The sequence below is a fragment of the Holophagales bacterium genome (assembly GCA_016719485.1).
Taxonomy (GTDB): Bacteria; Acidobacteriota; Thermoanaerobaculia; order UBA5066; family UBA5066; genus UBA5066.
Map to the genome: position 1 here is coordinate 1 of JADJZB010000014.1, position 20,965 is coordinate 20,965.

General features: G+C 68.9%; 18 protein-coding genes and 3 pseudogenes. 7 read left to right on the top strand and 14 right to left on the bottom strand.

What is annotated here, in order from left to right:
- Positions 1–1,561: 1,561 nt before the first annotated feature.
- Both IPN03_09855 and IPN03_09860 read left to right on the top strand, forming a co-directional pair.
- On the top strand, positions 1,562–3,574 hold the full coding sequence (locus IPN03_09855) for a DUF3427 domain-containing protein (protein MBK9374012.1): 2,013 nt from the start codon (positions 1,562–1,564) through the stop codon (positions 3,572–3,574).
- A gap of 139 nt (positions 3,575–3,713) precedes the next feature.
- A pseudogene (locus IPN03_09860) lies at positions 3,714–4,879 on the top strand (ATP-binding protein).
- 225 nt (positions 4,880–5,104) lie between these two features.
- Here IPN03_09860 and IPN03_09865 read toward each other — a convergent pair.
- From IPN03_09865 to IPN03_09900, 8 genes and pseudogenes are all read right to left on the bottom strand, one after another.
- A complete protein-coding gene (locus tag IPN03_09865; GenBank protein ID MBK9374013.1) occupies positions 5,105–5,251 on the bottom strand; it encodes a hypothetical protein in 147 nt (48 codons plus the stop codon).
- Between the two features lie 186 nt (positions 5,252–5,437).
- Entirely contained in the window at positions 5,438–5,893 is a 456-nt protein-coding gene (locus IPN03_09870; GenBank protein MBK9374014.1) for a hypothetical protein, read from the bottom strand.
- Between the two features lie 171 nt (positions 5,894–6,064).
- Positions 6,065–6,265: a hypothetical protein gene (locus IPN03_09875; GenBank protein MBK9374015.1), complete on the bottom strand. Its 201-nt coding sequence runs from the start codon at positions 6,263–6,265 to the stop codon at positions 6,065–6,067.
- Between the two features lie 144 nt (positions 6,266–6,409).
- A complete protein-coding gene (locus IPN03_09880) occupies positions 6,410–6,616 on the bottom strand; it encodes a hypothetical protein (protein ID MBK9374016.1) in 207 nt (68 codons plus the stop codon).
- 4 nt (positions 6,617–6,620) lie between these two features.
- Positions 6,621–6,827, bottom strand: coding sequence for a DUF433 domain-containing protein (locus IPN03_09885; protein ID MBK9374017.1), 207 nt, complete (start codon positions 6,825–6,827; stop codon positions 6,621–6,623).
- Positions 6,828–7,141: 314 nt separating this feature from the next.
- A complete protein-coding gene (locus IPN03_09890) occupies positions 7,142–7,315 on the bottom strand; it encodes a hypothetical protein (protein ID MBK9374018.1) in 174 nt (57 codons plus the stop codon).
- Positions 7,316–7,442: 127 nt separating this feature from the next.
- Positions 7,443–7,595: pseudogene (locus IPN03_09895) on the bottom strand (DUF2283 domain-containing protein).
- Positions 7,596–7,912: 317 nt separating this feature from the next.
- Entirely contained in the window at positions 7,913–8,155 is a 243-nt protein-coding gene (locus IPN03_09900; protein ID MBK9374019.1) for a hypothetical protein, read from the bottom strand.
- Positions 8,156–8,918: 763 nt separating this feature from the next.
- Here IPN03_09900 and IPN03_09905 point away from each other — a divergent pair.
- From IPN03_09905 to IPN03_09915, 3 genes are all read left to right on the top strand, one after another.
- The gene (locus IPN03_09905) at positions 8,919–9,158 is read left to right on the top strand and encodes a helix-turn-helix transcriptional regulator (protein MBK9374020.1); all 240 of its coding nucleotides are present in this window, start codon (positions 8,919–8,921) and stop codon (positions 9,156–9,158) included.
- Positions 9,159–9,429: 271 nt separating this feature from the next.
- Positions 9,430–9,666, top strand: a complete 237-nt coding sequence (locus tag IPN03_09910; GenBank protein ID MBK9374021.1) for a hypothetical protein — start codon at positions 9,430–9,432, stop codon at positions 9,664–9,666.
- A 569-nt stretch (positions 9,667–10,235) separates the two neighbouring features.
- On the top strand, positions 10,236–10,424 hold the full coding sequence (locus tag IPN03_09915) for a hypothetical protein (GenBank protein ID MBK9374022.1): 189 nt from the start codon (positions 10,236–10,238) through the stop codon (positions 10,422–10,424).
- A 983-nt stretch (positions 10,425–11,407) separates the two neighbouring features.
- On the opposite strand, the gene IPN03_09920 is transcribed toward IPN03_09915, so the two are convergent.
- The 6 genes and pseudogenes from IPN03_09920 to IPN03_09945 form a co-directional block, all read right to left on the bottom strand.
- Positions 11,408–11,758 carry a hypothetical protein gene (locus IPN03_09920; GenBank protein ID MBK9374023.1) on the bottom strand — a complete coding sequence of 117 codons (351 nt, stop codon included), beginning with the start codon at positions 11,756–11,758 and terminating at the stop codon, positions 11,408–11,410.
- A gap of 477 nt (positions 11,759–12,235) precedes the next feature.
- Positions 12,236–12,970, bottom strand: a complete 735-nt coding sequence (locus IPN03_09925) for a hypothetical protein (GenBank protein ID MBK9374024.1) — start codon at positions 12,968–12,970, stop codon at positions 12,236–12,238.
- A gap of 123 nt (positions 12,971–13,093) precedes the next feature.
- Positions 13,094–13,534, bottom strand: coding sequence for a PIN domain-containing protein (locus tag IPN03_09930; protein MBK9374025.1), 441 nt, complete (start codon positions 13,532–13,534; stop codon positions 13,094–13,096).
- Entirely contained in the window at positions 13,494–13,760 is a 267-nt protein-coding gene (locus IPN03_09935) for a type II toxin-antitoxin system Phd/YefM family antitoxin (protein MBK9374026.1), read from the bottom strand. Before IPN03_09935 ends, IPN03_09930 begins: the two co-directional genes overlap by 41 nt.
- Positions 13,761–13,844: 84 nt before the next feature.
- A complete protein-coding gene (xerC, locus tag IPN03_09940; protein MBK9374027.1) occupies positions 13,845–14,879 on the bottom strand; it encodes a site-specific tyrosine recombinase XerC in 1,035 nt (344 codons plus the stop codon).
- 10 nt (positions 14,880–14,889) lie between these two features.
- Positions 14,890–18,002, bottom strand: a pseudogene (locus IPN03_09945) (toprim domain-containing protein).
- 167 nt (positions 18,003–18,169) lie between these two features.
- Here IPN03_09945 and IPN03_09950 point away from each other — a divergent pair.
- Together IPN03_09950 and IPN03_09955 are read left to right on the top strand one after the other, a co-directional pair.
- On the top strand, positions 18,170–18,454 hold the full coding sequence (locus tag IPN03_09950) for a helix-turn-helix transcriptional regulator (protein ID MBK9374028.1): 285 nt from the start codon (positions 18,170–18,172) through the stop codon (positions 18,452–18,454).
- Between the two features lie 81 nt (positions 18,455–18,535).
- Positions 18,536–19,444, top strand: coding sequence for a restriction endonuclease (locus IPN03_09955; GenBank protein ID MBK9374029.1), 909 nt, complete (start codon positions 18,536–18,538; stop codon positions 19,442–19,444).
- Positions 19,445–20,965 lie beyond the last annotated feature (1,521 nt).

Sequence of the window (20,965 nt, forward strand, 5' to 3'; positions counted from 1 at the left end):
CCTCCAGCAGTCGGTGACCTACATCCCGACGACGTCCGGCCTCCTGGAAGCCGACTGCAGCGTCATGCCGGTCACGATGTTCGACCGACCACAAGGCCGACACGATCGAGCGGATCGTCGACGAGGTGAAGCGCTTCGAGGCCGACCACGGCCACCCCGACGGGAAGTTCGGCTCGCAACCGGCAACGTCGGGGTGATGGCCGCGACGAACGAGGTCGTCTCCGCGGCCGAGTTCCCGATTTGTCTCCGGTCTACGGGGCCGTCATCGTCCCTCTGCCTCGTCACGTTCGGTCCCTCCGTGGGACCCTCATCCTCGTCCCGCCCGCCCTCGTCTCGCTCCTCGCCTACGCGCTCGCGGGCGGATGAAGATCGGCCTGAGGTCAGCACTCTCCCCGTCGTCGCGCTCGGCGTCGGCGTCGGCGTCGACTACGGCATCTACATCTCGCCCGCTTCCGCACGTTGTACAAGGAAGGTGTCCCGCTGACCGAGGCATACCGGGCCCTCCGGCGGGCCGTCGCGGCGCTCCACCTCCGGGGCGTCTCGGAACGCCGGGTCACCGACGACGAGGCGCCGCAGCTCCTGGCCCGCGCCGTCGGCGCGGAAATCCAGCGAGTCCTGGAGGAGATCCGGGGCGAGGAGGCCGGCCCGGAGAGGATTGCTCTCTGCAACGACCTCCTGGAACGGCTCTTCTCGCGAACCTCTTCGGCTCTGGAGGAGGTGCGTCTCGGGCAGGGCTCGAGTCCCCGCCCGTCTTCTCGAGGCCGTCTATCCCTCCCGCCGCCCCGCCCCGGCCCGCAACGCCTCTCGGGCGGACGAGTCTCCTCACCGGGGCTCGGCGGGACCCCCGGTTCGGGGCCGAGCTCATTGCCGAGATCCCGACGGCCGACCGCGTCGACGCGATCGTCGCGTTCGTCACCTGGCGCGGGTGGCAGCAGTTGCGCGAGACGCTCGAGACTTTCGCCGCCGCCCACCGGTCCTTCCGGCTCCTGACGACGGTCTACATGGGCGCTTCCGACCCGGCGGCACTGGAGGCGCTCGCACGCCTCCCCGGCGTCGAGGTGAGGATCTCGTACGACACCCGGCGCACGCGCCTCCACGCCAAGGCGTGGCTCTTCCACCGCGAGACGGGCCTCAGCACGGCCTACGTCGGCTCGGCCAACCTCTCCGCCGCGGCCCTCGGCGACGGTCTCGAGTGGACGGTCAAGCTCTCCGAGAAGAGTGACCCGGACACGATCGAGAAGTTCCGCGGGGAGTTCGAGACGCTCTGGGCTAACGCGGAGTTCGAACGGCTCCACCCGAATGACGCCCCCGGGCAGAAGAGGCTCCGGGAGGCCCTCGGCGCCGCCTCGGATCGAAGCGAGACCCCGAGGTTCTTCTTCGATCTCCGTCCCCACCCCTTCCAGGAGGAGATCCTCGAGGACCTCCGTCGCGAGCGGGGAAGAGCACGGGCCGCCATCGCAACCTCGTCGTCGCCGCGACGGGGACCGGCAAGACCATCGTCGCCGCCTTCGACTACCGGCGCTTTGCCGCGTCCGCCGGCGGACGGCCCCGCCTTCTCTTCGTGGCGCACCGGGACGAGATCCTCGAGCAGGCCCGCTTCGCCTTCCGCAACGTCCTGCGCGACGGGTCCTTCGGCGAGCGCCTCGGCGGGGGAAACGAGCCGGCCTCCGTCGACCACCTCTTCGCCAGCGTCCAGTCGTTCAACTCGCGGGGGCTCCTCGCGCGCCACGGCCCCGACTACTGGGACTACGCCGTCGTCGACGAGATCCACCGCGGCGCCGCCGACAGCTACCAGCCCATCCTGGACCATCTCCGGCCCCGGATCCTCCTCGGTCTTACGGCTACCCCGGAGAGGACCGACCAGAAGGACATCCTCCACTGGTTCGGGGGCCGGCCCGCGGCCGAGATCCGGCTCTGGGACGCCCTCGACAAGCGCCTCCTCGCGCCGTTCGACTACTTCGGCATCGCCGACGGGACCGACCTGACGACCGTCGGCTGGTCCCGCAAGGGATACGACGTCGACGGCCTGACGAACCTCTACACGAGCAACGACCTGCGCGTCCGGACGATCCTCAACGAGTTCGGCGAGAAGCACGGCAACCCGCGCACGGCCCGGGCCCTCGGGTTCTGCGTCAGCGTGGCCCACGCCGACTTCATGGCCCGCAAGTTCAACGAGGCGGGTATCCCGGCGCTCTCCGTCCACGCCGGCGTCCCGGACGAGGTGCGTTTCTCCGCCCCGGCTCGCCTCGTGAGCCGCGAGGTCAACGTCCTCTTCACCTGCGACCTCTACAACGAGGGCGTCGACCTCCCCGACGTCGACACGCTCCTCCTTCTCCGCCCGACGGAGAGCGCGCTCCTCTTCCAGCAGCAGCTCGGCCGCGGCCTGCGCCTCGCGCCGGGGAAGTCGTCCGTCCTCGTCCTCGACTTCATCGGCCAGCACCGGCGGGAGTTCCGCTTCGAGGAACGGCTCTGGGTCCTGACGGGCCTGACGCGCCGCCGCCTCGTCGAGGACGTCGAGCGAGGCTTCCCGCTCCTCCCACCCGGTTGCAGCCTCCGCCTCGACAAGGTGTCACGGTCGCTCGTCCTCGAGAACCTCCGGAGCGCGCTCGCGACGAACGTCGCGGGCCTCAGGGCCGATCTCCTCCGCTGGCCCGGTGGCGCGGAAACGACCCTCCGCCAGTTCCTCGACGAGTCCCGCCGCCCCGTCGACGACGTCTATGCGAAGCCGGTCGGCGGCTGGACGGCCTTGCGCCGGCGGGCGGGCTTCCTCGCGGAGCCAACCCCGGCCGGTGAGGCCCTCCTCAACGCCCGCATGGAGCGCCTCCTCCACGTCTCCGACCGCCTCCGGCAGGAGAACTGGCAGCACCTCTGGAAAACCGCATCCGCCGACGGCGGCCCATCCTCCCCGGACGACGACCGACTCCTCGCCATGCTCGCGGGTCTCCTCTGGGACTACGACTCGCGCCCGCGTTTGCGCTCGGCCGTCCTCGGGGCGCTGGCCGCGAATGCCGAACTCGCAAGCGAATTCGAGCAGCTCGCCGAGCTCGTCACCGCCACCCGTCCCCACGGCACCTCGATCCGGCCCGAGCCTACCTGGCCGCTCCTCCTCCACCACTCCTACACGAGCGACGAGATCCTCGCCGGCACGGGCGATTCGACTCTCGAGGCCCCCCGCAAGCTGGCCGGCACTGGCGTGCGCTTCCTCCGCGACCAGAACGCGGACCTCTTCTTCGTGACGATCAACAAGTCCGAGAAGCTCTTCTCGTCGTCCACTCGCTACGCCGACTACGCCGTCAGCCCCACCGAGTTCCACTGGCAGTCGCAGAGCACAACGCCCGAGGACTCCCCTACCGGCAAGCGCTACCGCGACGGCAACGCCCAAGGCCACAGGGTCTTTCTCTTCGTCCGCGAGAACCGCGACACCGACCTCGGGACGACCGCCCCGTTCGTCTTCCTCGGCCCCGCACGCTACGTGCGTCATCACGGGTCCCGGCCGATGAGCATCACCTGGCGGCTCGACCACGCCATCCCGCCCCGCTACGTCGACCCGTTCTCCTCGTTCCGGGCGGCGTAGGGACGGCGCCGACTGCCACGACCGCGGGCCCCGGGGACCGAGGCGAGCGTCGTCTCGCCGGGCTTCGCGTTGACCAGCACTTCCGCGCGCCGGCGACAGAGCCCTTGTGTTATAGAGAATCGGCGCTCAGACTTCCGATATGCATGGTTACGTCTCCCGCGAAACCGAGAAGGACGTTCTCCTCCGGCTCCGGAGGAGTCCCGTCGTCGCCATCGTCGGCCCGCGGCAGTGCGGTAAGACGACGCTCGCGAAGAGGGTCCTGTCTCATCTGCCGAAGTCGCTCTACGTCGACCTCGAGCGGCCTTCGGACGCGGCGAAGCTGACCGACCCGGAGGCGTTCTTCGCCCTCCACGCCGGCGAGACGGTCTGCCTCGACGAGATCCAGCGGGTCCCCGACCTGTTCCCGGTCCTCCGCTCCGTCGTCGATTCGCAGGATCGGAACGGCCAGGTGCTCGTCCTGGGCTCGGCCTCTCCGGACCTCCTGCGCCAGAGTTCCGAGACGCTCGCCGGGCGCGTCACGTTCGTCGAGCTGACCCCGTTCCTCCTGCCCGAGCTGTCTGGCGCCGGGATCGACGAGGCACTGGCAACCACGTGGCTCCGCGGTGGCTTCCGAGGAGCGTGCTCGCCGCGACGGACGAGGAGAGCTTCGCCTGGCGCGAGGACTTCGTCCGGACCTTCCTCGAGCGGGACGTGCGAGACGTCCGCGCGCGTGGACGTTCCCCGGCTCGCGCGCCTCTGGCGGATGTGCGCCCACGAGCACGGGCAGACCCTGAACTCCGCCCGGCTCGGGTCGGCGCTCGGAGTCAGCGCCCCACCGTTCGCGCCTGGCTCGAGCTCCTCGAGGGGACCTTCATGCTCCGCCTGCTGCCTCCTCTCGAGGCGAATCTCGGCAAGCGGCTCGTGAAGTCCCCGAGGGTCTTCCTCCGCGACACCGGGGTCCTCCACGCGCTCCTCGGGATCGTCACCCCCGACGACCTCCTCGGACACCCGGTAAGGGGCGCTTCGTGGGAGAGCCTCGTCCTCGAGAACATCCTCGGAGCCTTCCCCGGCTGGCGGGCCTCTTTCTTCCGGACGAGCGCCGGGGCCGAGCTCGACCTCGTCCTGGAAAAGGGAAAGCGCCGGATCGCCGTCGAGTGCAAGGCGTCGTCCGCTCCGACGGTGACCCGCGGCTTCTGGTCCGCTCTCGAGGACCTCCAGATCGACGAGGCCTGGGTTGTCGCACCAATCGCCTCGGCGTTCCCGCTCGGCTCCGGCGTCGAGGCCGTCCCTCTCGGCGATTTCCTCTCGCGCGCGCCCCGCCGCTGAGGGAGGGCGCACCCATTCGAGTCTCGATCAGCGCCGAGATGGTGCGGACCAACCTCGAGTCGGCTGGGACAGCTGGCTCCGGGGGGCTGGGAGGAGGGGACTTCGATTTCGCCGAGGTGCTCGTCGGGTTCGAGCGATCGCCTTTTCCACACGTCCACTTCGAGCGGATCGCAGAGGGCCTCGACACTTCCAATCGCGAACGCCTCGCCGAGGGGTTCCTCGACGTCACTCGGCGTCGTCGTCCGGCGGGATGATCTCGATCCGCTTCCAGACGCCCTCTTCGCTCCCGCACAGCGCGTAGATCGGACGGTGGCGCGGGCAGTCGTGGCTGTAGATCCGGAACGCCGGGGAAGGCGGATCGGTTCTCCGCACAGCTTCCGATACTCGGGCGGGCCGTCGAGCGCCGTGCCGACCGCGTCCGGCTCACCCTGGCGGAAGACGAGGCAGAGCCGAGGCCCCTCCTTCCCGTGCCAGCTCTCGGAGCAGTGTCGAGCAGGAAGGGCAGGTCAGCTCGGGCTCCGGCTCGTACACGTCGAACATCCCCGTCTCTTCATTCCTCTACACGCCGGCGCGCCGCGCGGCCCGAGCCGCTGCGAGCCACCGGGCGGAGTCCTCGAGCCAGACCTTGGGATGCTGCGACGTGCCTGACGCCCGCTCCCGGCGCAGGTAGCTCCCTGCAAGCCGCAGTCGCTCGTCGGCCGGCAATGCCTGACAGGCGTCAATCACGTCGCGCACGGGCAGGACGAGGCCGTCGACCTCCACGGGCGGCTGGGGCGGTGGCGGTCTTCTCAGTATCGCGCGGACTCTCGCGAAGACGTCGTCCGCCGGTATGAGCCGGGACGGGTCGGTCTCCCTCATCCTTCTCTCGACCTCTACCAGCCACGCCGCCTCTATCTCCGGATCGTTTTCGGCCGGGAGGTCCTGCAGGAGCAGCTCGAAGAGGAGCTCCCACGTCTCCGCGGGCAGCTTCAGGGCGGCCGCGACCCAGGTCGCGGCCGGAATCGCTTCGTTCATGCCCTTTCCCCCGATCTCCCATCACCGTCGAGGCCCTGGTCCGCGCTTCGAACGCATCCGCCTCCCGGCGCATCTCCTCGAGCCTTTCCTCGACGGCTCTTGCCAGCCGGGGGTCAGCGCGCAGCTGCTCGTCCATCCAGCGCATGACCTCGGTTTTCCGCCGGCGCACCGTCAGTCTCCAAACGGAACCGCGAACAGGACGTACTGCCGCGCCCTTCGCCGGCCCGGAGTAACGATCGACGTCGTCGTCCATCGCGCCGAGTACATACCGTCGAGCGCCGTCAGGCGCTCCTCGTCCTCCGGCACCTCGGCCACCATCACCCCCGGCGTGGCCCACCCGGACGGCCACGGCCTCGAGATGCATCGGGACACCGTTCACGCGCAGGGTGCAGCGGAGCAGCCCGCCGTCCCGCCTCTCGTCGCGCCAGAGCGCCGGGTCGATGTCCACGCGAGCCTCGGCGTCGCACAGGGGCTCCGCCTGCCCACGCGGTCGGCTCGGCCCAGTGGTCGGTCTCCTCATCCCTCCACCTCCCGCACCGCCCGCCTCCCGATCGTCCGGAACAGGCGGCGAACACGGAGGAAGTCCCGCAGCGCAAGCGCCGCCTCGAATCGGGACCCGACCTTCAGCCACTTCCGGTAGGAGTCGAGTCGCTCATCGCAGAAGACGTCGAGCGCTTCCTCCGGGTCGTAGAGCTCCCCGGCCGTCAGACGGAGGACGAGCATCGGATCACTCACGACCACGACCTCCGCGGACGGCCGCTCTCTGGCCCTTTCCTCGGTATCCCACGGCCCACTGCTCGACGGCCCGGATGCCCTTGGCGTCGAGGCGTGGACAGAGCTCCAGCGCCTCGGCCTCGGAGTACCCGCTGGCGAGATGGCCCGCGATCGTCGCCACTGTCACGCGCATCCCTCGGATGCAGGGTTTCCCGCCCATGAGTCGGGGATCGACCGTGATGCGCGTGCCCTTCGCCTTGCGCCTCACGGTCGCCTCGGGACGACCCCTGAAAGAGAGGTTCGACGAAGCCCGCCGAGAAAGAAATAGCCCCACTCGAGGCCTCTCGGCGTGTCGGGTGGGGAGCAAGTGCTGGTGCCAGGTTAGGTCCGATTCGTCCGGTCGGAGGCACGGCCCTGACTTGCGTCTGCTGGTTCGCCGGAGCCGTTTCGGGTTTTCGCAGCCTCTCGCCCACACCTTCGGCCGACTCGGGGACTCGCCGTCCGCCCCGTGCGCAACGGCTCCGCGATAGCGAATCAGAGGCCCATCTCATCCGCAAGCTCTTCGAGGGAAATGCTCCCGAGCTCCCGAAGTGCCTCGCGGGCGGCTATGACGTCCAGCCGGTCCTCTTCGGCGTCGAGGACGTGCCGGAAGAGCGAGAGGTCCTCATCCGAGATCAGGGCCCCGACGACGCGCGCGCCCTTCTTCACGCGCACCGGATGGCCGTGAGGGGGCGCCGATTGCGACGCGCACGCCGGGCCCTTCGGGCGTTCCGTCTCCGGCGCCACGGCTCTCCTCGAGGACCAGTCGGAGGCCCTCGGGTTCGGCGACGCATCCCAGCTTCTCGAGGCCGATCACGCCCCCGCCGCCGTCCTTGATCAGGACGACGCCCCCGCCGACCTCCTCGCAGAGGTGCTCATCCTCGGGTCTCCCGAACCAGACCGTCAGCGTGCGCGCCTCGGCATCGAGGCGGGCCCTGATCTCGTCCACGGCCCTCTCCCTTTTCCTTCGTGACGGAAGCGCGGCGCGCTCGTGGTCGCCTTCTTCGAGGCCCAGCGACGCCTTCACCTCATCCCATGGGATCGTCCCCTTCCGCATCGTCTCGGCACGAGAGGCGCGGATACCCCTCAGGTCCTCATCGTCCTCGAGCTTCTCGAGGAAAAGGAGGTCCTCCACGGGGACGACCGCCACCTGTCGCCGTCCGATCCGTACTCGCACTCGCTCGCCCTGGTTCGCCTTCGCAGCGGCCCGACGCAGACCTGCCGCGAACCCGGGGTCCGGAGTGCGACGGAGCTTGCCTTCCCGTTTCACGAGCGTGATGCGGCGGAGGTGCCGGGACCGCCGGAGATTTCCCTATTTCGCCTCCTCGCTTCCCTCCACGCCTCGAAATCCCGCTGGACGTCTTCCTCGGTCACACCTCTGGCTTCGAGAGCACGGCGCACCTTCTCCGACGCGACGAGGAATCGTCGCCGTCGCTCCTCCATCGATTCGGCGTCGCTCGGCTCGGACGGGACGGACATTGCTTCGCGGTCGAGCCCGTTCTCGGTCATCCCGTTCTCCTCTTTGGCGTGCTCTTCGCGCGATTCCTGTTCGCGACGCCTCGTTCGCACCTCGCCTCGACGAGCTCGTCGAGCCTCGCAACGTCCTCGGCCTTCATCCCGAGGCGTCGAGCCATAGCGGACGGGTTCGGGTACGGCGTAACAACGACGAACGGAGCCTGTTCCCGCCGTTTCGTGGATGTCTTTCGCCGGCTTCGGGCCTCACCATGGGGAACCGGCCCGCGGGGAGGAACTCCAACACGTTGCCGAGGGCGCCCGCTCGCTCGCGTAGCCTCGCGCCTCTGTTCGGCCTTCATCTCGGCCAGTCGCTTCTCGACCGCGCTCGCGAGGGCGGGATCGGCCAGCACGCCCTCGAGCCACTCTGTCACCTCGGTTGCGGCTGACTTCCGGCTCTGGTTTTCGACTCCGCCTCGCCTCGAAACCGGTGCGGGAATCCGCAGCGCCCGTTTCGTCGGCTCCTTCACGACAACGGCTCCGGGCATCCGTCAGAGAACGCAGGCGAACGCCGTGTACACGAGCGCCTCCGCAGAGACAGCCATTTCGTCACGGTCGAAAGGCGCTCGGTCGCATCACGAAAGGACCGTGCAGGAGCCGTCGGCTCGTGCACGGAAAGCGAGAGGCGTGTGACCTTCTTCAAGGAACCCTTCACACGGTCATGATATTTATAAACCGCGGTATCATCAACCGGTATATCATCAGCCGCGGTTTCATAGACCGTAGCCTTATCGGCGACGGGTTCGCTAGGCTTCAACTGATGCCTCGTGACGCGGACCTCGCCGCCCTCGGATCTCGTATCAGGGAGCTTCGATCACGGAGAGGTTGGTCGCAGGAGGGTTTCGCCGACCGATGCGGACTCGACAGGACCTACGTGGGCGGCATCGAACGCGGAGAGCGGAACCTCGCCGTGATCAATCTTCTGCGGATTGCCAGGACTCTAGAGGTCCCCGTCGGCACTCTGTTCGAGAAGGTCGAGTCGGCGACCTCGCGACCGTAGGGACTCCATCGAGCGAACACAAGCTCGAGCCCTACGCCTTCACTGACGAAATCCTCGTCAACTGGTCTCGGTGCGACCGGGACCTGTACCTAGGGTCAAGCGCCACGATGTACCCGAACCGGATAGCTCTCGTGCCGATACTCGAGAGGGACGGCTTTCCACCGATCTGGCGTGGTCCCGCCGATGAACCGCTTCCGTTCGCTTCAGCGCGTGCCGCGCCGATTTCCCTCCAGGACGCCATCTCTCTGTGCGCGTCCGTACCCTCCGCCCGATGCCTACACTCCCGAACGACTCCCAAAGCCCCGATAATGTGATCGCCTTCACCGACGGCGTCCTCGTCTACTGTCCGATCTGCATCCAGCATCTCCACCTCCTCGAAGACGGCGTCATGCTCCCGAAATGGCTCCCCTTCATCTCGATCGACAACGTGGATGATCTTCCTCAGAAAGACTGCGATCGCTGCGGGAGGTACCTCGAGGACGGAAGCGGCGGCGAGCCGTGGGACTGACCTCCGCGGCCGGCCGGGAGGCTGGAACTCCTTACGTCGGTGACATCCGAACCTGCGGCGCAAACAACTCTTCCCGCGCGCCGTCGCCGACGCGATGGCGCGCCCCGCCGATCCGCTGGGAACGAACGGCCAAGCACCCGCGGGCGGCTCCGGCGGAAGGCCCGTTCGAGCCGGACGCTCCGCAAGGGTCGCGCCGGGCGGGTCCCTCCCGGCCTCCCGCCCGTCACGCCCCTCGCATCCCGCCCCGGTCGCGTCACTGAGGCCGAGGGCGGCCTCAGTGTCCCGGCGCTTCGCGCCGCCGCGCCCGGGTCGGTCCGCTTCGGCCGAAGTGCACTTAGCCCGACGCGTACCCGCTCTCTTCCCTCGCGGCGTGAGCCGCGAGGGGGCGCCCCTCTGGCCTCCAGGGCCGCTCCGCGGCCCCGCGGCACAACGGCGTTGGTGCCGCGCCGGGGGCGTCGCAAGGCGGCTCCGGGCCTGCGGCACGGCCCTCAAGGGGCCGCGTCCTCCGGCCCTGCGCGGCGGCCATCGCCTGGCACCCGGCTCGCCGCTTCGAGGTGGTCTACCTTTCGATGTTCATCACGGTCGTCGCGTTCGGGGTCGTCGCCGCTCGCGAGCCGGTCGCCAGGCTGGTCCAGGCGGCGGCGAAGCCGCCGCGGCAGCTCATGGCGTGTCACGGGGCGTGCGGCCGCGGCACGCCTCGCGCCACGCCGGGGCCCGACGAGGATCACGACCAGGAGACCGACGAGGGAAGCGGCTAAAGGAGGAAAGCAGCTCGAGCTTCGGCGTCGTCCCGCGGCGACTCGTCGACGCGGAGACCGAATGGGCTCCGCGATATCAGGGACGCCGCGCTCCGGCCCGCAGGCGGTCAAGGACGCGCGAAGCGCGAGGCTCGTAGAGCCGATTCCTTGACGGCCGAGGACCGGGGCGCAGCCGGGGACGTCGGCGGCGCGAGCGGTGCCGTTCGTGACGTCGCCGGGAAAGTGGCAGAAATCGTTAGCCTGCACGGCCTCCGTGGCAGACGTTGTCTGCCTCCGGGCAGCCACGTGCAGAAGAAGTTCGGCGAGAAGGGCTGCCAGGCTTCTTTCTTTAGCCGCTCTCGGCGGTCCCGGGCGCGCTGGCGCGAGGGCGCTCGGGGCGCGGTGCTCGAGCACCGCAGCGAAGCGAGGAGCGCAGAGGTCCGCGCCCCGGTCTTCGCGCCCGTAGTGCCAGCGCTTCAGCGCCGCGTCGGCGTAGCCGACGCCTCCGTTGAAGAACGGCCTGGCGCGGCGCTCGCTCGCGCCGCCGCCGGGCCGAGGAGCGCAGCTCGCGAGCACCGCAGGCGCGTGCGGCGGCGCGTTCGCGAGCGCCGTGACAGGCCCTTCAGCGACCGAGCGTAGCGAGCTCCGCACGCCCACGGCGGTGTCCGCCTAACTTGTTAGGCGGCAGGGCGTCGCCGCAGCGAGCGTCAGCGAGTGGAGGCGATGCCCCGGAGGCGCGCGGGGCCTGCGCGCAGCGAAGCGGAGCGCTTCATGTCAGCCGGCGCGGCCCAAACCGCGGCTTTGGGCCGCGGGGCGCTGCACGGCGCGCGTCAGGAGGAGGTCCGAGGAGGTGCCTCTGGCGCGCGCCGTGCTCGTGCCCGTACCTTCCTCGCCCCGCGCGCCGGAGCCGCCGGGGGCGCTCCCCGTTCCACGGCGCCCGCTGGCGCCGTGCGTGCTCCGCTTCGGGAGCCGTCCCAGCCCGTCGAGCATGTGCATCCCAGGGCTCACTCGCGGTAGCGACTCGGCAACTCAAGGTAGAAGAAGTCCACACCCGTTCCCTTGACTAGATCCTTCAGATTCTCAAGGAAGGCGATAGCTTCCTGAGGGGGAGCGTGCTCCAGGACAATCTCAATCGCTGTCCCCCTCTCGGCAAGGTCAGGGTAGCGATCGACCAGGTCGGTACCGCCGATAAACCGAAGGTAGGCTTCTACCTTCTTCTCGAGCGTCTTCCGGTGTCCACCATCGGTCCACGGAAGGTGGTCGGAGATCGTCAGGACGACGCGTCCGGAGTCCGGATCCTCGCTCAGGAAGTCCACGACATCGGGCTGTTCAACGGTCACGGCTCTGGCCTCCAAGAGTGGCGGCCATCCTAGTATGGGGGTGGCAGATTGCCCGGCCGGGTCACGCCGATGTCTGTGCCGGGAGGCAGAACAGTCCCGGGCGGGAATGCCTCGCCACCAGCCTCTCCGACAACCGTTCCGCCATGGGCGCGGACGAGTTCGAATCCCTCTTCTGGTTCGTTCGCAGACGAGCAGTGTCGCTCCCCTTCGCCTCCGTGCCGACGATGCTCCCGTCGGTCGGCTCGTTCGCCAGGAAGTCGATTCGAAACCTGAAGGCGGCAGGTCCATCAGCGGTATTCGGTCGAATGCTGACCTGCTCGGTAACGTTGCACGAGTGTCGCGGAGATAGTGGCCCACTCGAACCTCGTGCGCATCTCCAGTGACCTTGTTGGCGCTCACATTCGATCGGCGCCTGCCTCCCGGCTCGTGCGCTGGTACAAGGTCAGGTCCGACACGAAACGGCCCCGTTGGAAGGTTCGAGTCAGAGTAGCTTCAAGGGGTACCTCCCGCCCGCGCAGGCCCAGATGTCGATAGGTTGCTGACTCGTGCGGGAAGCGATTCACGAAGCCCACTCGCCGCACCCTGGTGGTTGGCCCGCGCATACACCCCAGCTGCCGGCGCTCCCAACGCGGGAATCGTGTTCGGTACATCTACGAGGGCCAGCTTCCACCGGTACGCCTCGCGGTTGTTCTGAGCTATCGCGGCCTGCTCTTCGTCGAACTCCTGTCGTTCCGACGATGAAGGTCCCGCCCCCATACAGCTCGCTCCGGGCTGATAGCAGGGATTGCTGGCCATCTCGATCAGCTTCTGCTGGCGTCGATCGAAAGCTTCCTGCTCCTTCTTCGACATCAGCCCCCACGGGTCTTCGGGGCTATCCGACACGAGTCCGCAGCTAATCGAGCCGCAAGCCTGACGCCGCCAGAGGCTTAGCGTCGGCGATGCCCCGACGCGGAAGGGCGGGAGAAGCTCGAAACCCCTGACGCGAGTTTCCGGATAACTCGGCGGCGGGCCTCGCAGAAGGTTGAGGTCGACGAGCGTCAGAGGGCCGAGGTCGAAGTGTTCTTCGTGCTCGAGCTCGCGCTCGACGAGCTCGATGTCGCCGAGGTCGAAGCGCGCAGGCTCATCGGCTTCGATGTCAGAGGCGGCAGCCGGTGCGAGCGAAGCGAGCAGGCCGGCCGCGTCTGTCGTTGTCGCTGTGAGGGAGGCGTGTGGGTTCGACTCCCACACGCCGGTACGCGAGGCCTCGGCGCGGAAAGCCTGAAGAGCAGCTAAGGGAAGGGAGCAGCACGAGCGCCGCGAGGCGCCCTCGCCCGATCGCCTCCGCTCGCGGTCCGGCCATCGGAGAGGAGTCTAGCGGTGCCTGGCGGAGGAGAAGCCGAGGACCTCGAGCAGCTCCGCGGTCGTGAAGACGAGGACGCCGGCGTCGTCGAAGTCGTCGTCGTTCGACCAGACCGGCAGCCCCCGCTTCAGGGCGAGGGCCAGGACCGTGGTGTCGTTGGGATCACGCTTGCCGATGAGGCTCGCGGCATCCTTCAGCCGTGTCCGGTAGCCGCTCTCGGGCACGATCTCGATCGGCAGCGCGTCGAAGACCCGGATGATCGGCGCACGGTCCAGGCCAGCCTTGGCGGCGAGGACAGGAAGGTATTCCCGGACCTCGCCGGCCGCGACGTCGGTCGTGATGACGTGAAAGACCCGGGCCTTCTCGAAGACCTTGCGCGCGGCGTGCCCGAGAGAGGCCGAGAGCAGGACGTTAGCGTCCGCGACGACGCTTCTTAAAGTCTTCGAAACCACGCTGAGCCTCGTCCTCCGTGATTCCCTTGGCCTGCAGCTGCTCGGCGAGCTGGGCCGAGAGCGTCAGGTAGAGCTGCCGCCTCATCTCCAGAGGGACGTTCTTGGGGTCCTTCAGGGGGACGATCAGGGCGGTGGGGTGGCTGTGGCTGGTGACGAGGACGTTCTCGGCACCATTGAGGATTTCGCTGGTCTGGTTCCGGAGCTCGCGGACGGTGACGGTCTTCATGGCCTTGTCTCCGCTTCCATCCTGCTCCTGTCGGTGGATATGTGTCAACAGGTGTGTACACATACGTGCCTCACGGAGGCAGGCTCACTCTGCGCTGCCTCCGCGCTTCCCAGCCCCACCCGGCCCCAGCCGCGCCGCCGGGTGAGTAGCCGTGTGAATCTCCTTGAGCTTCGTGATCGCCACGTGCGTATAGATCTCCGTCGTCGTCAGCTTCACGTGGCCGAGGATGGCCTGGATCATCCTCACGTCCGCCCCGTTCTCGAGCATCAGCGTCGCCATGGCGTGCCGGAAAAGGTGACATGAGCCGGTCTTCGCCACGCCCGATGCCTTCACGTAACGGCTCACGTACAGACTGAGGGTCTTCGGCGCGATGGGCTCACCCTCGCCAGCGAGGAAGATGAAGCCGCGGTCCGGCTCGATGACGAAGTCCGGCCGGGCCTCGCGGATGTACTTCGCGATCCACGCCCCGGCCCTCTCCCCCACCGGGACGACCCGGTCCCTGCGGCCCTTCCCCTGGCGGACCGTGATCGTGCCGCGTTCGGTGTCGACGTCGTGGACCTTCAGGCCCGACAGCTCGGTGCGCCGGATCCCCGTCGAGTAGAAGGTCTCGAGAATCGCCCGGTCCCTCAGGCCCTGGGGCTTCCGGATGTCGGGCTGCGCCAGGATCGCCTCGGCCTCGGTGGCCGTCAGGACGTGCTTGGGGAGCCTCTTCTCCACCTTCGGCAGCTCGAGCTCCGAGGCGGGGTTCGAGAGGAGGTGATTCTCGCGCGCGAGCCACTTGAAGTACTGCTTGATGAAGCTGAGGCGGTGGTGCTGCGTCGAGAGGGTCAGCGGGCTGCCGTCGGGCTTCTCCGTGTAGAAGAGCGTCCGCTGGTAGCGCTCGAGCATCGGCTTGGTGACGTCGCGGGGCTTCATCACGTCGCGCTCCTGGCACCAGACGGCGAAGTCCGAGACGGACCACTCGGCCGACAGGACCGTCCTGGGCGAGTAGCCCCTCACCTTCATGTGCTCGAGATGGGCCTTCAGGAGGACGACGAAGCCGCGAGGGTCGGTCGTGTCGCGGAAGGCGAAGACCCGCTTCCTTCGGGCCGCCGCGCGCCTTCGGGCCGGGCTCGTCACGGCCCGGCTCCTACAGCCGACCCGCTGCGCGGCGCAGGACGAGTTTCGGCTCGGGTAGCGGGTACGACGGGATTCCGAGCGTGGCTCCGAGGAGCGGAGTTTCGGCCCCTTCGTGCGAGAAACCGTTCAAGTGCTTATGGGGAGCGGAGTCCGACTCGTCTTCCTCACCCCGACCGGCCCCCGACCACCCCCCGACCAAGGGCCGACCGGGGGCCGACCGCTCGGCCGAAAACCCCGACCGCTCTCCGTCGTACTCGTCCAGGCCCGTGACGTCGAGGAGGCCGGGGAGGAAGCGCGAGCCGTCCTTCCCCTCTCCCCGGTAGAGCAGTTCGTAGACGAAGCTCTGGCCCCGGCCTCCGCGGTGCAGGAGCAGGTACTCGAGCTCGACGAGCCGCGCCATGTGGACCTTCAGCTGGGTGTCACCCCAGCCGGTCGCCGCCCTCACGTCTCGCCGGCTGAAGCGCAGGTCCTCCCGCGCGACGCCGTGCTTCTCGCAGAGGGACGTGACCAGGTCGTCGAGGTGGACGAGAAGCCGCCGCGTCTGCGGCGGCAGCTCGTCGAGGCTCCGGCCGAGGACCTCGGAGGCGAGACGGTTGGCGAGGCCGACGTCGGCGAGCGTCGCTTCGACGTACTCGACGATCTCTCCGTCGACCGTCAGCGTCTTCACCTCCCGCTGGTACTGGAAGAGAAGGGCGATGGCTTCGATGAGCTTGAGGTACTTGACGTGGTCGCGCCGCATCCGCGTCTTCTCGTCGAGGAAGGTGAGGCGCGAGGCGTAAGGGTTGTGGACGAGGAGCGGGCGCAGGAGCCGCTGGGCGTTGCGGTGGACCTTCAGCGCCTTCGGCTTACGGCGCAATGCCAGGATGCCGTCGAGCGTCGAGGCCCTCCGCTGCAGCTCGTGGATGCGCCTCGTCTGCTCCCGGCTCTCGTCGACCGTCAGGACGAGGCAGCGGTTGAGGAGCTCCTCGTCGATCTCGATGGCCGTCGTCGTCAGGAAGATCATCACCGGCCCTTCGACCCGGTACTCCTGCGTGACGAGGCGCCCCGTCTGCGGGTCCTTGCCGGTGGAGGCGATCGACAGCTCGCCCTCGGACTGGAGGAGCTTCAAGGCGTAGCCCGCCTTCTCGGCCCCTTCCTCCTCGGCGATGGCCAGGATCTTGTGACGGAGGCTCTTGCCCTCTCCGAAGTAGAAGAGCGACTGGCCCGTAAGGGCCGAGTACTTCTCGCGCTCCTCTTCCGGGACGAAGCCGAGGACGGCTTCCATGAGGGCCGACTTCCCCGCCGCCGAGCTGGACTGGACGATGACGGCGAGCGGCTTGTCGAGCTTTCTCGAGACGGCCGCGAGGTACGCCGTGAGCTTGTTGGTGTCCTCGCCGACGAGGCCGCCGGTCTCGAAGTCTTCGAGGATGCGGCCGAGGAGGTTCGGGTCGCGGAGAAAGGCGAGGGCCTCGGCCGTCTCCTCCTCGGATAGAAGGACGGCCTTCTCCTTCGGCTCGAGCGTCTTGCGGATGCTCTCCTGCTGGAAGTCCTCGGCCTTCCGCAGGAGCTGGCCGAGGTCGCGCTTGATCGTCTCTTCGATCAGGCCCAGCTCGTGCGAGGCCTGCTTCTCGAAGGCGGCGCGCTGGCGGGCGAGTAGAGGTCAAGGGTGTCGACGAAGAAGCCGGAGAGCGGTGACGGGGGCGCGAAGAGGGCCTCGGCCTCGGGGCCTTCGCGGGTGACGAGGACGTTGAGCTTCAGGACGCCCCAGGCGAGGTTCTTCTTCAGGCCGCGGAGGCGGTAGCGGCGATCGCCGAGAGGGACGACGACTTCGTCGAGGTTCGGGGTCGTCTGCGAGGCATCGCCCTGGAGCTTCTTTTCTTTAGCTGCTAAAGGGGCCGGCTGCTCGGACGTGCATACGGCGGGGACGGGCGAGGCGGGCGAGAGGGCGACGCGGAGACGGGAGCCGGCCGGAGGCGGCGAGCCGCCGCGGCGGCGGCGCAGCCGGCGCTTGCCGCGCTCGCGGCTTTGCCCGTTCCCCATCCACACGGCCGTTCTCAGGAGCAGCCCGAGGGCCTTCCCCGCCGGCTGGACCTTGAGGGCGTACTCGTTAGCGTCCATTCCCTTCGGAAACTGGACGCGCGAGCAGCCGATGCCTTCCGCGGTGAGCTTCTTCGCGAGGCTCTCCGCGGCCTTGTCGCCGGCCTCATCGCGGTCGTAAGCGATGAGGACGTGCTCGGTGCCGTACGCCTTGAAGGCCGCGAGGTGGTCGTGTGTGAAGCCCTCGACACCGTAGGCGGCCGTGACGTTACGGAAGCCGGCGCACCAGAAGGTGAGGGCGTCGAGGAGGGCCTCGCAGAGGATGACCTCCTTCGAGGAGACGAGTGCTCCGACGTTGAAGACGCCGCGGTGAGGCCCCGGGAGGTAGAGGTGTAGCGGCGTGCCGGCGCGCAGCTGGTGCGCCGGGGTGATCTTCCGGCCGTAGGCGCCGAGGACCTCGCCCCCTTCGCCGAGGATCGGGACGACGAGCGAGCCGTTGAGGTGCTCGTGGCCGCTGTCGCGGAGGACGCCCAGCTTCTGGAGCCGGGTCCGGATCTCCTGGCCGGCCCTCCTGTTCATAGCGGGGAGGCGGTAGCCGAGGGTCCGGTTGGCGTAGCCAAGCTGGAAACGGTCGACGAGCTCGGGATGCACGAGGCCCCGGTTCTCGAGATAGGCGAGGGCGTCAGGGCTCTCCTTGAGCGTCTGGTGGTAGTAGCCGATGACCTGGCCGAGAAGCTCGCGGTCGTCGGCATCGAGGTCGACGGGAGGCGCCAGCTTCGGGACGGTGGAGCGCTGCGGGGTGTCGAGCGACGCCATCGTCGGGAAGTGGTCGGCCCTCAGGATCTCGACGGCGTGCCGGAAGCTCACCCCTTCGGCCTTCATCACCCAGTCGATCGGCGAGCCGCCAGTCTGGCAGGCCCCGAGGCAGTGCCAGAGGTTCTTGGCCGGCGTGACGACGAGGGAGGGCTCGCGGTCGTCGTGGAAGGGGCAGCGACCGATGAGGTCGGCGCCGTGCCTCTTCAGTTCGACACCCCGGGCTTCCGCGAGACGCTCGAGCGGGACCTCTTCACGGATGCGCCGGAGCAGCTCGTCGGGGATTCGCGCCATCGGTCACCTCCGCCGCGTCGAAACGCCGTTTTCGCGAGGGGCTGTCAAGAGGGAAAAGCAGGCTCGCGAAGCATACTTTACGCGTATACGCACGGTAAGCGTATAGTATGCCTCTGTCAATGGACATCCACAGGCTCATCCGAGACCCGACCCTAGACTCGCTGCTGATGGCCGCGTTCTCTCAGACTCTCAAGCGGCTCCGGCAGGAGAGGCGCCTCTCGCAGCAGGAGCTGGCCGACCTGATCGGGGTCCACGTCCGCCAGGTCTCCAAGTACGAGATGGGGACCTCCCTGCCCACACTCGAGCGCATCCGCCGCATGGCCGAGGTGCTCCAGGTTTCCGCCGACGAGCTGGTCTTCGGCGTGACGAAGCGCAAGGCAGGAGCCCCCCGCGATCCGCTATCCCGTCCTGGCCGAGCGGCTCCGGAAGCTCGATGCCGTGGTGACGCGTGACGACCTGAAGTCGATCGTCGATTTCCTCGACGCCTTCATCGCCAAGAAGCAGATCGACCAGATCGCCAACGGCAGAGGCTGATGAGCGTCCCCGGCTTTCAGGACCTGATGCTCCCGATCCTGCAGCTGGCTGCCGACGGCAAGGAGCACACGCTGGCCGAGGCCCGCCCACTGCTGGCCGCACGGCTGGGGCTCTCCGAGGAGGACACCGCCCAGCTGCTGCCGAGCGGCCGGCAGACGGTGTTCGCGAATCGGACCGCCTGGGCCAAGGTCTACCTGCAGCGGGCTGGGCTCTTCTCCTCTTCCCGGCGCGGACACTTCCAGATCACGCCCCGCGGCCTGGCCCTCCTTGCCGAGAAGCTCCCCCGGGTCGACATCCGGGTGCTCGACCGGTTTCCCGAGTTCGTGGAGTTCCGGACGAAGAAGGACTCCGAGGACTCGAGTACCGGAGAAGAGCACTCGGAGAGTTCCGCAACGCCCGAGGAGACGCTGGAGTCGGCCAGTCTGCGCATCCGAAAGGCCCTGGCCACCGAGGTTCTCGATCGGGTGAAGAGGAGCTCGCCCACGTTCTTCGAGGAGCTGGTGGTGGCTCTGCTTCTGAAGATGGGCTACGGCGGCTCGCGCCAGGACGCCGGCAAGGCCCTCGGCCGCTCCGGCGACGAAGGGCTCGACGGGGTGATCCACGAGGACCGGCTCGGTCTGGACGTGATCTACCTGCAGGCCAAGCGCTGGGAGGGGACGGTCGGGCGGCCCGAGATCCAGAAGTTCGTGGGAGCGCTGCACGGCCGAAGGGCCCGCAAGGGCGTCTTCCTCACGACGAGCGCCTTCTCCGACGAGGCCCGCCAGTACGCCGCCGGGATCGACTCGAAGGTCGCGCTGATCGACGGTGCCCAGCTGGCCGAGCTGATGATCGACTTCGATCTCGGCGTCTCCCCAGCCACGACCTACATCGTCAAGCGCATCGATTCCGACTTCTTCGGCGAGGAGTAAGCCCCCGCCCGAGGAGGGGTCCGGATCCCCGCCCCCGGCGGCTCCGGCGGAAGGGGCGATCGAGCCGCCGCTCTTCACGGCGCGCGCCGGGCGGGGCCCCAATTTCCCCTGCCCGTCACGCGCCGTGAATCCCTTCCGCACCGCGTCCCTCCGGCCGAGGGCGGCCTGCACGCCGCGTCGCACAAGGGCCGCTGGGGCCGAATACGCATTCGGCCCCACGGGGCAGTCTCAAGCTCGCGGCCGCTGGCCGCGAGGGGCGCCCCTCCCGCCTCCGGGGCCGGCCGCAAGGCCGGCCCTGCGGCCCAACGAAGTTGGGGCCGTCACCGCCGGGGTCGCAAGGTGCGCGCGGCCTACGGAAGCTCAGCTTCCGCTTCACGGTCGCGCGGGCAGCTAAAGGCCCGTCACGAGGGCCGCGTCGAGGGGCAGCCCTCGCGCCGGGCACACCTTCAGCGGTGGCGCCTCACGGCGCGGCGCTCAATGCCCTGGCAGTGCGGCTGCTCGAATCCGCAGCCTCCCGCCAGGGCGGACGACGACGGCGACGACGGCGAAGACGCCGAGAAGGGGACCGACGAGGGAAGCGGCTAAAGGAAGAAGGCAGCTCGAGCTTCGGCGTCGTCCCGCGGCGACTCGTCGACGCGGAGACCGAATGGGCTCCGCGATATCAGGGACGCCGCGCTCCGGCCCGGAGCCGGTCAAGGACGCGCGAAGCGCGAGGCTCCCAGAGCCGATTCCTTGACCGCCGAGGACCGGGGGCGCAGCCGGGACGTCGGCGGCGCAGGAGCGGTGCCGTTCGTGATGTCGCCGAGAAAGTGGCAGAAATCGTTAGCCTGCACGGCCTCCGTGGCAGACGTTCTTTGCCTGCGAGCCCTCTGGTGCAGAAGAAGTTCGGCGAGAAGGGCTGCGAGGCTTCTTTCCTTAGCCGCTCCCGGCGGCTCCCGGTCGCGCTGGCGCGAGGGCGCTCGGGGCGCAGTGCTCGAGCACCGCAGCGAAGCGAGGAGCGCAGAGGTCCGCGCCCCGGTCTTCGCGCCCGTAGTGACAGCGCTTCAGCGCCGCGTCGGCGTAGCCGACGCCTCCGCTGCTCGATGGCCTGGCGCGGCGCTCGCTCGCGCCGCCGCCGGGCCGAGGAGCGCAGCTCGCGAGCACCGCAGGCGCGTGCGGCGGCGCGTTCGCGAGCGCCGTGTCCAGGCCCTTCAGCGCCCGCGCGATCGAGCGCGCGCCGCTCGCCCCCGGCGGTTTGACATAGCGTTCAGACGTTATGTCAAAGGTCCGGCCGAAGGCCGGACCCGGAGGCGGGAGGGGCGCCCCCGCGCAGCGAAGCGCAGCGGGACTTCAGCCGCTCCGGGGCCGATAACCGCGGTTATCGGCAAGCGCCCCTGACGCCGCGCGGAGCGGAGGCGACACTTCGCCGCAGCTACGCGCCGCGGCAGGGATGCGAGGCGCGTGACGGGCAGGGGAAATTGGGGCCCCGCCCGGCGCGCGCTTCGCAGAGCGTCCGGCTCCTCCGCCCCTCCCGCCGGAGCC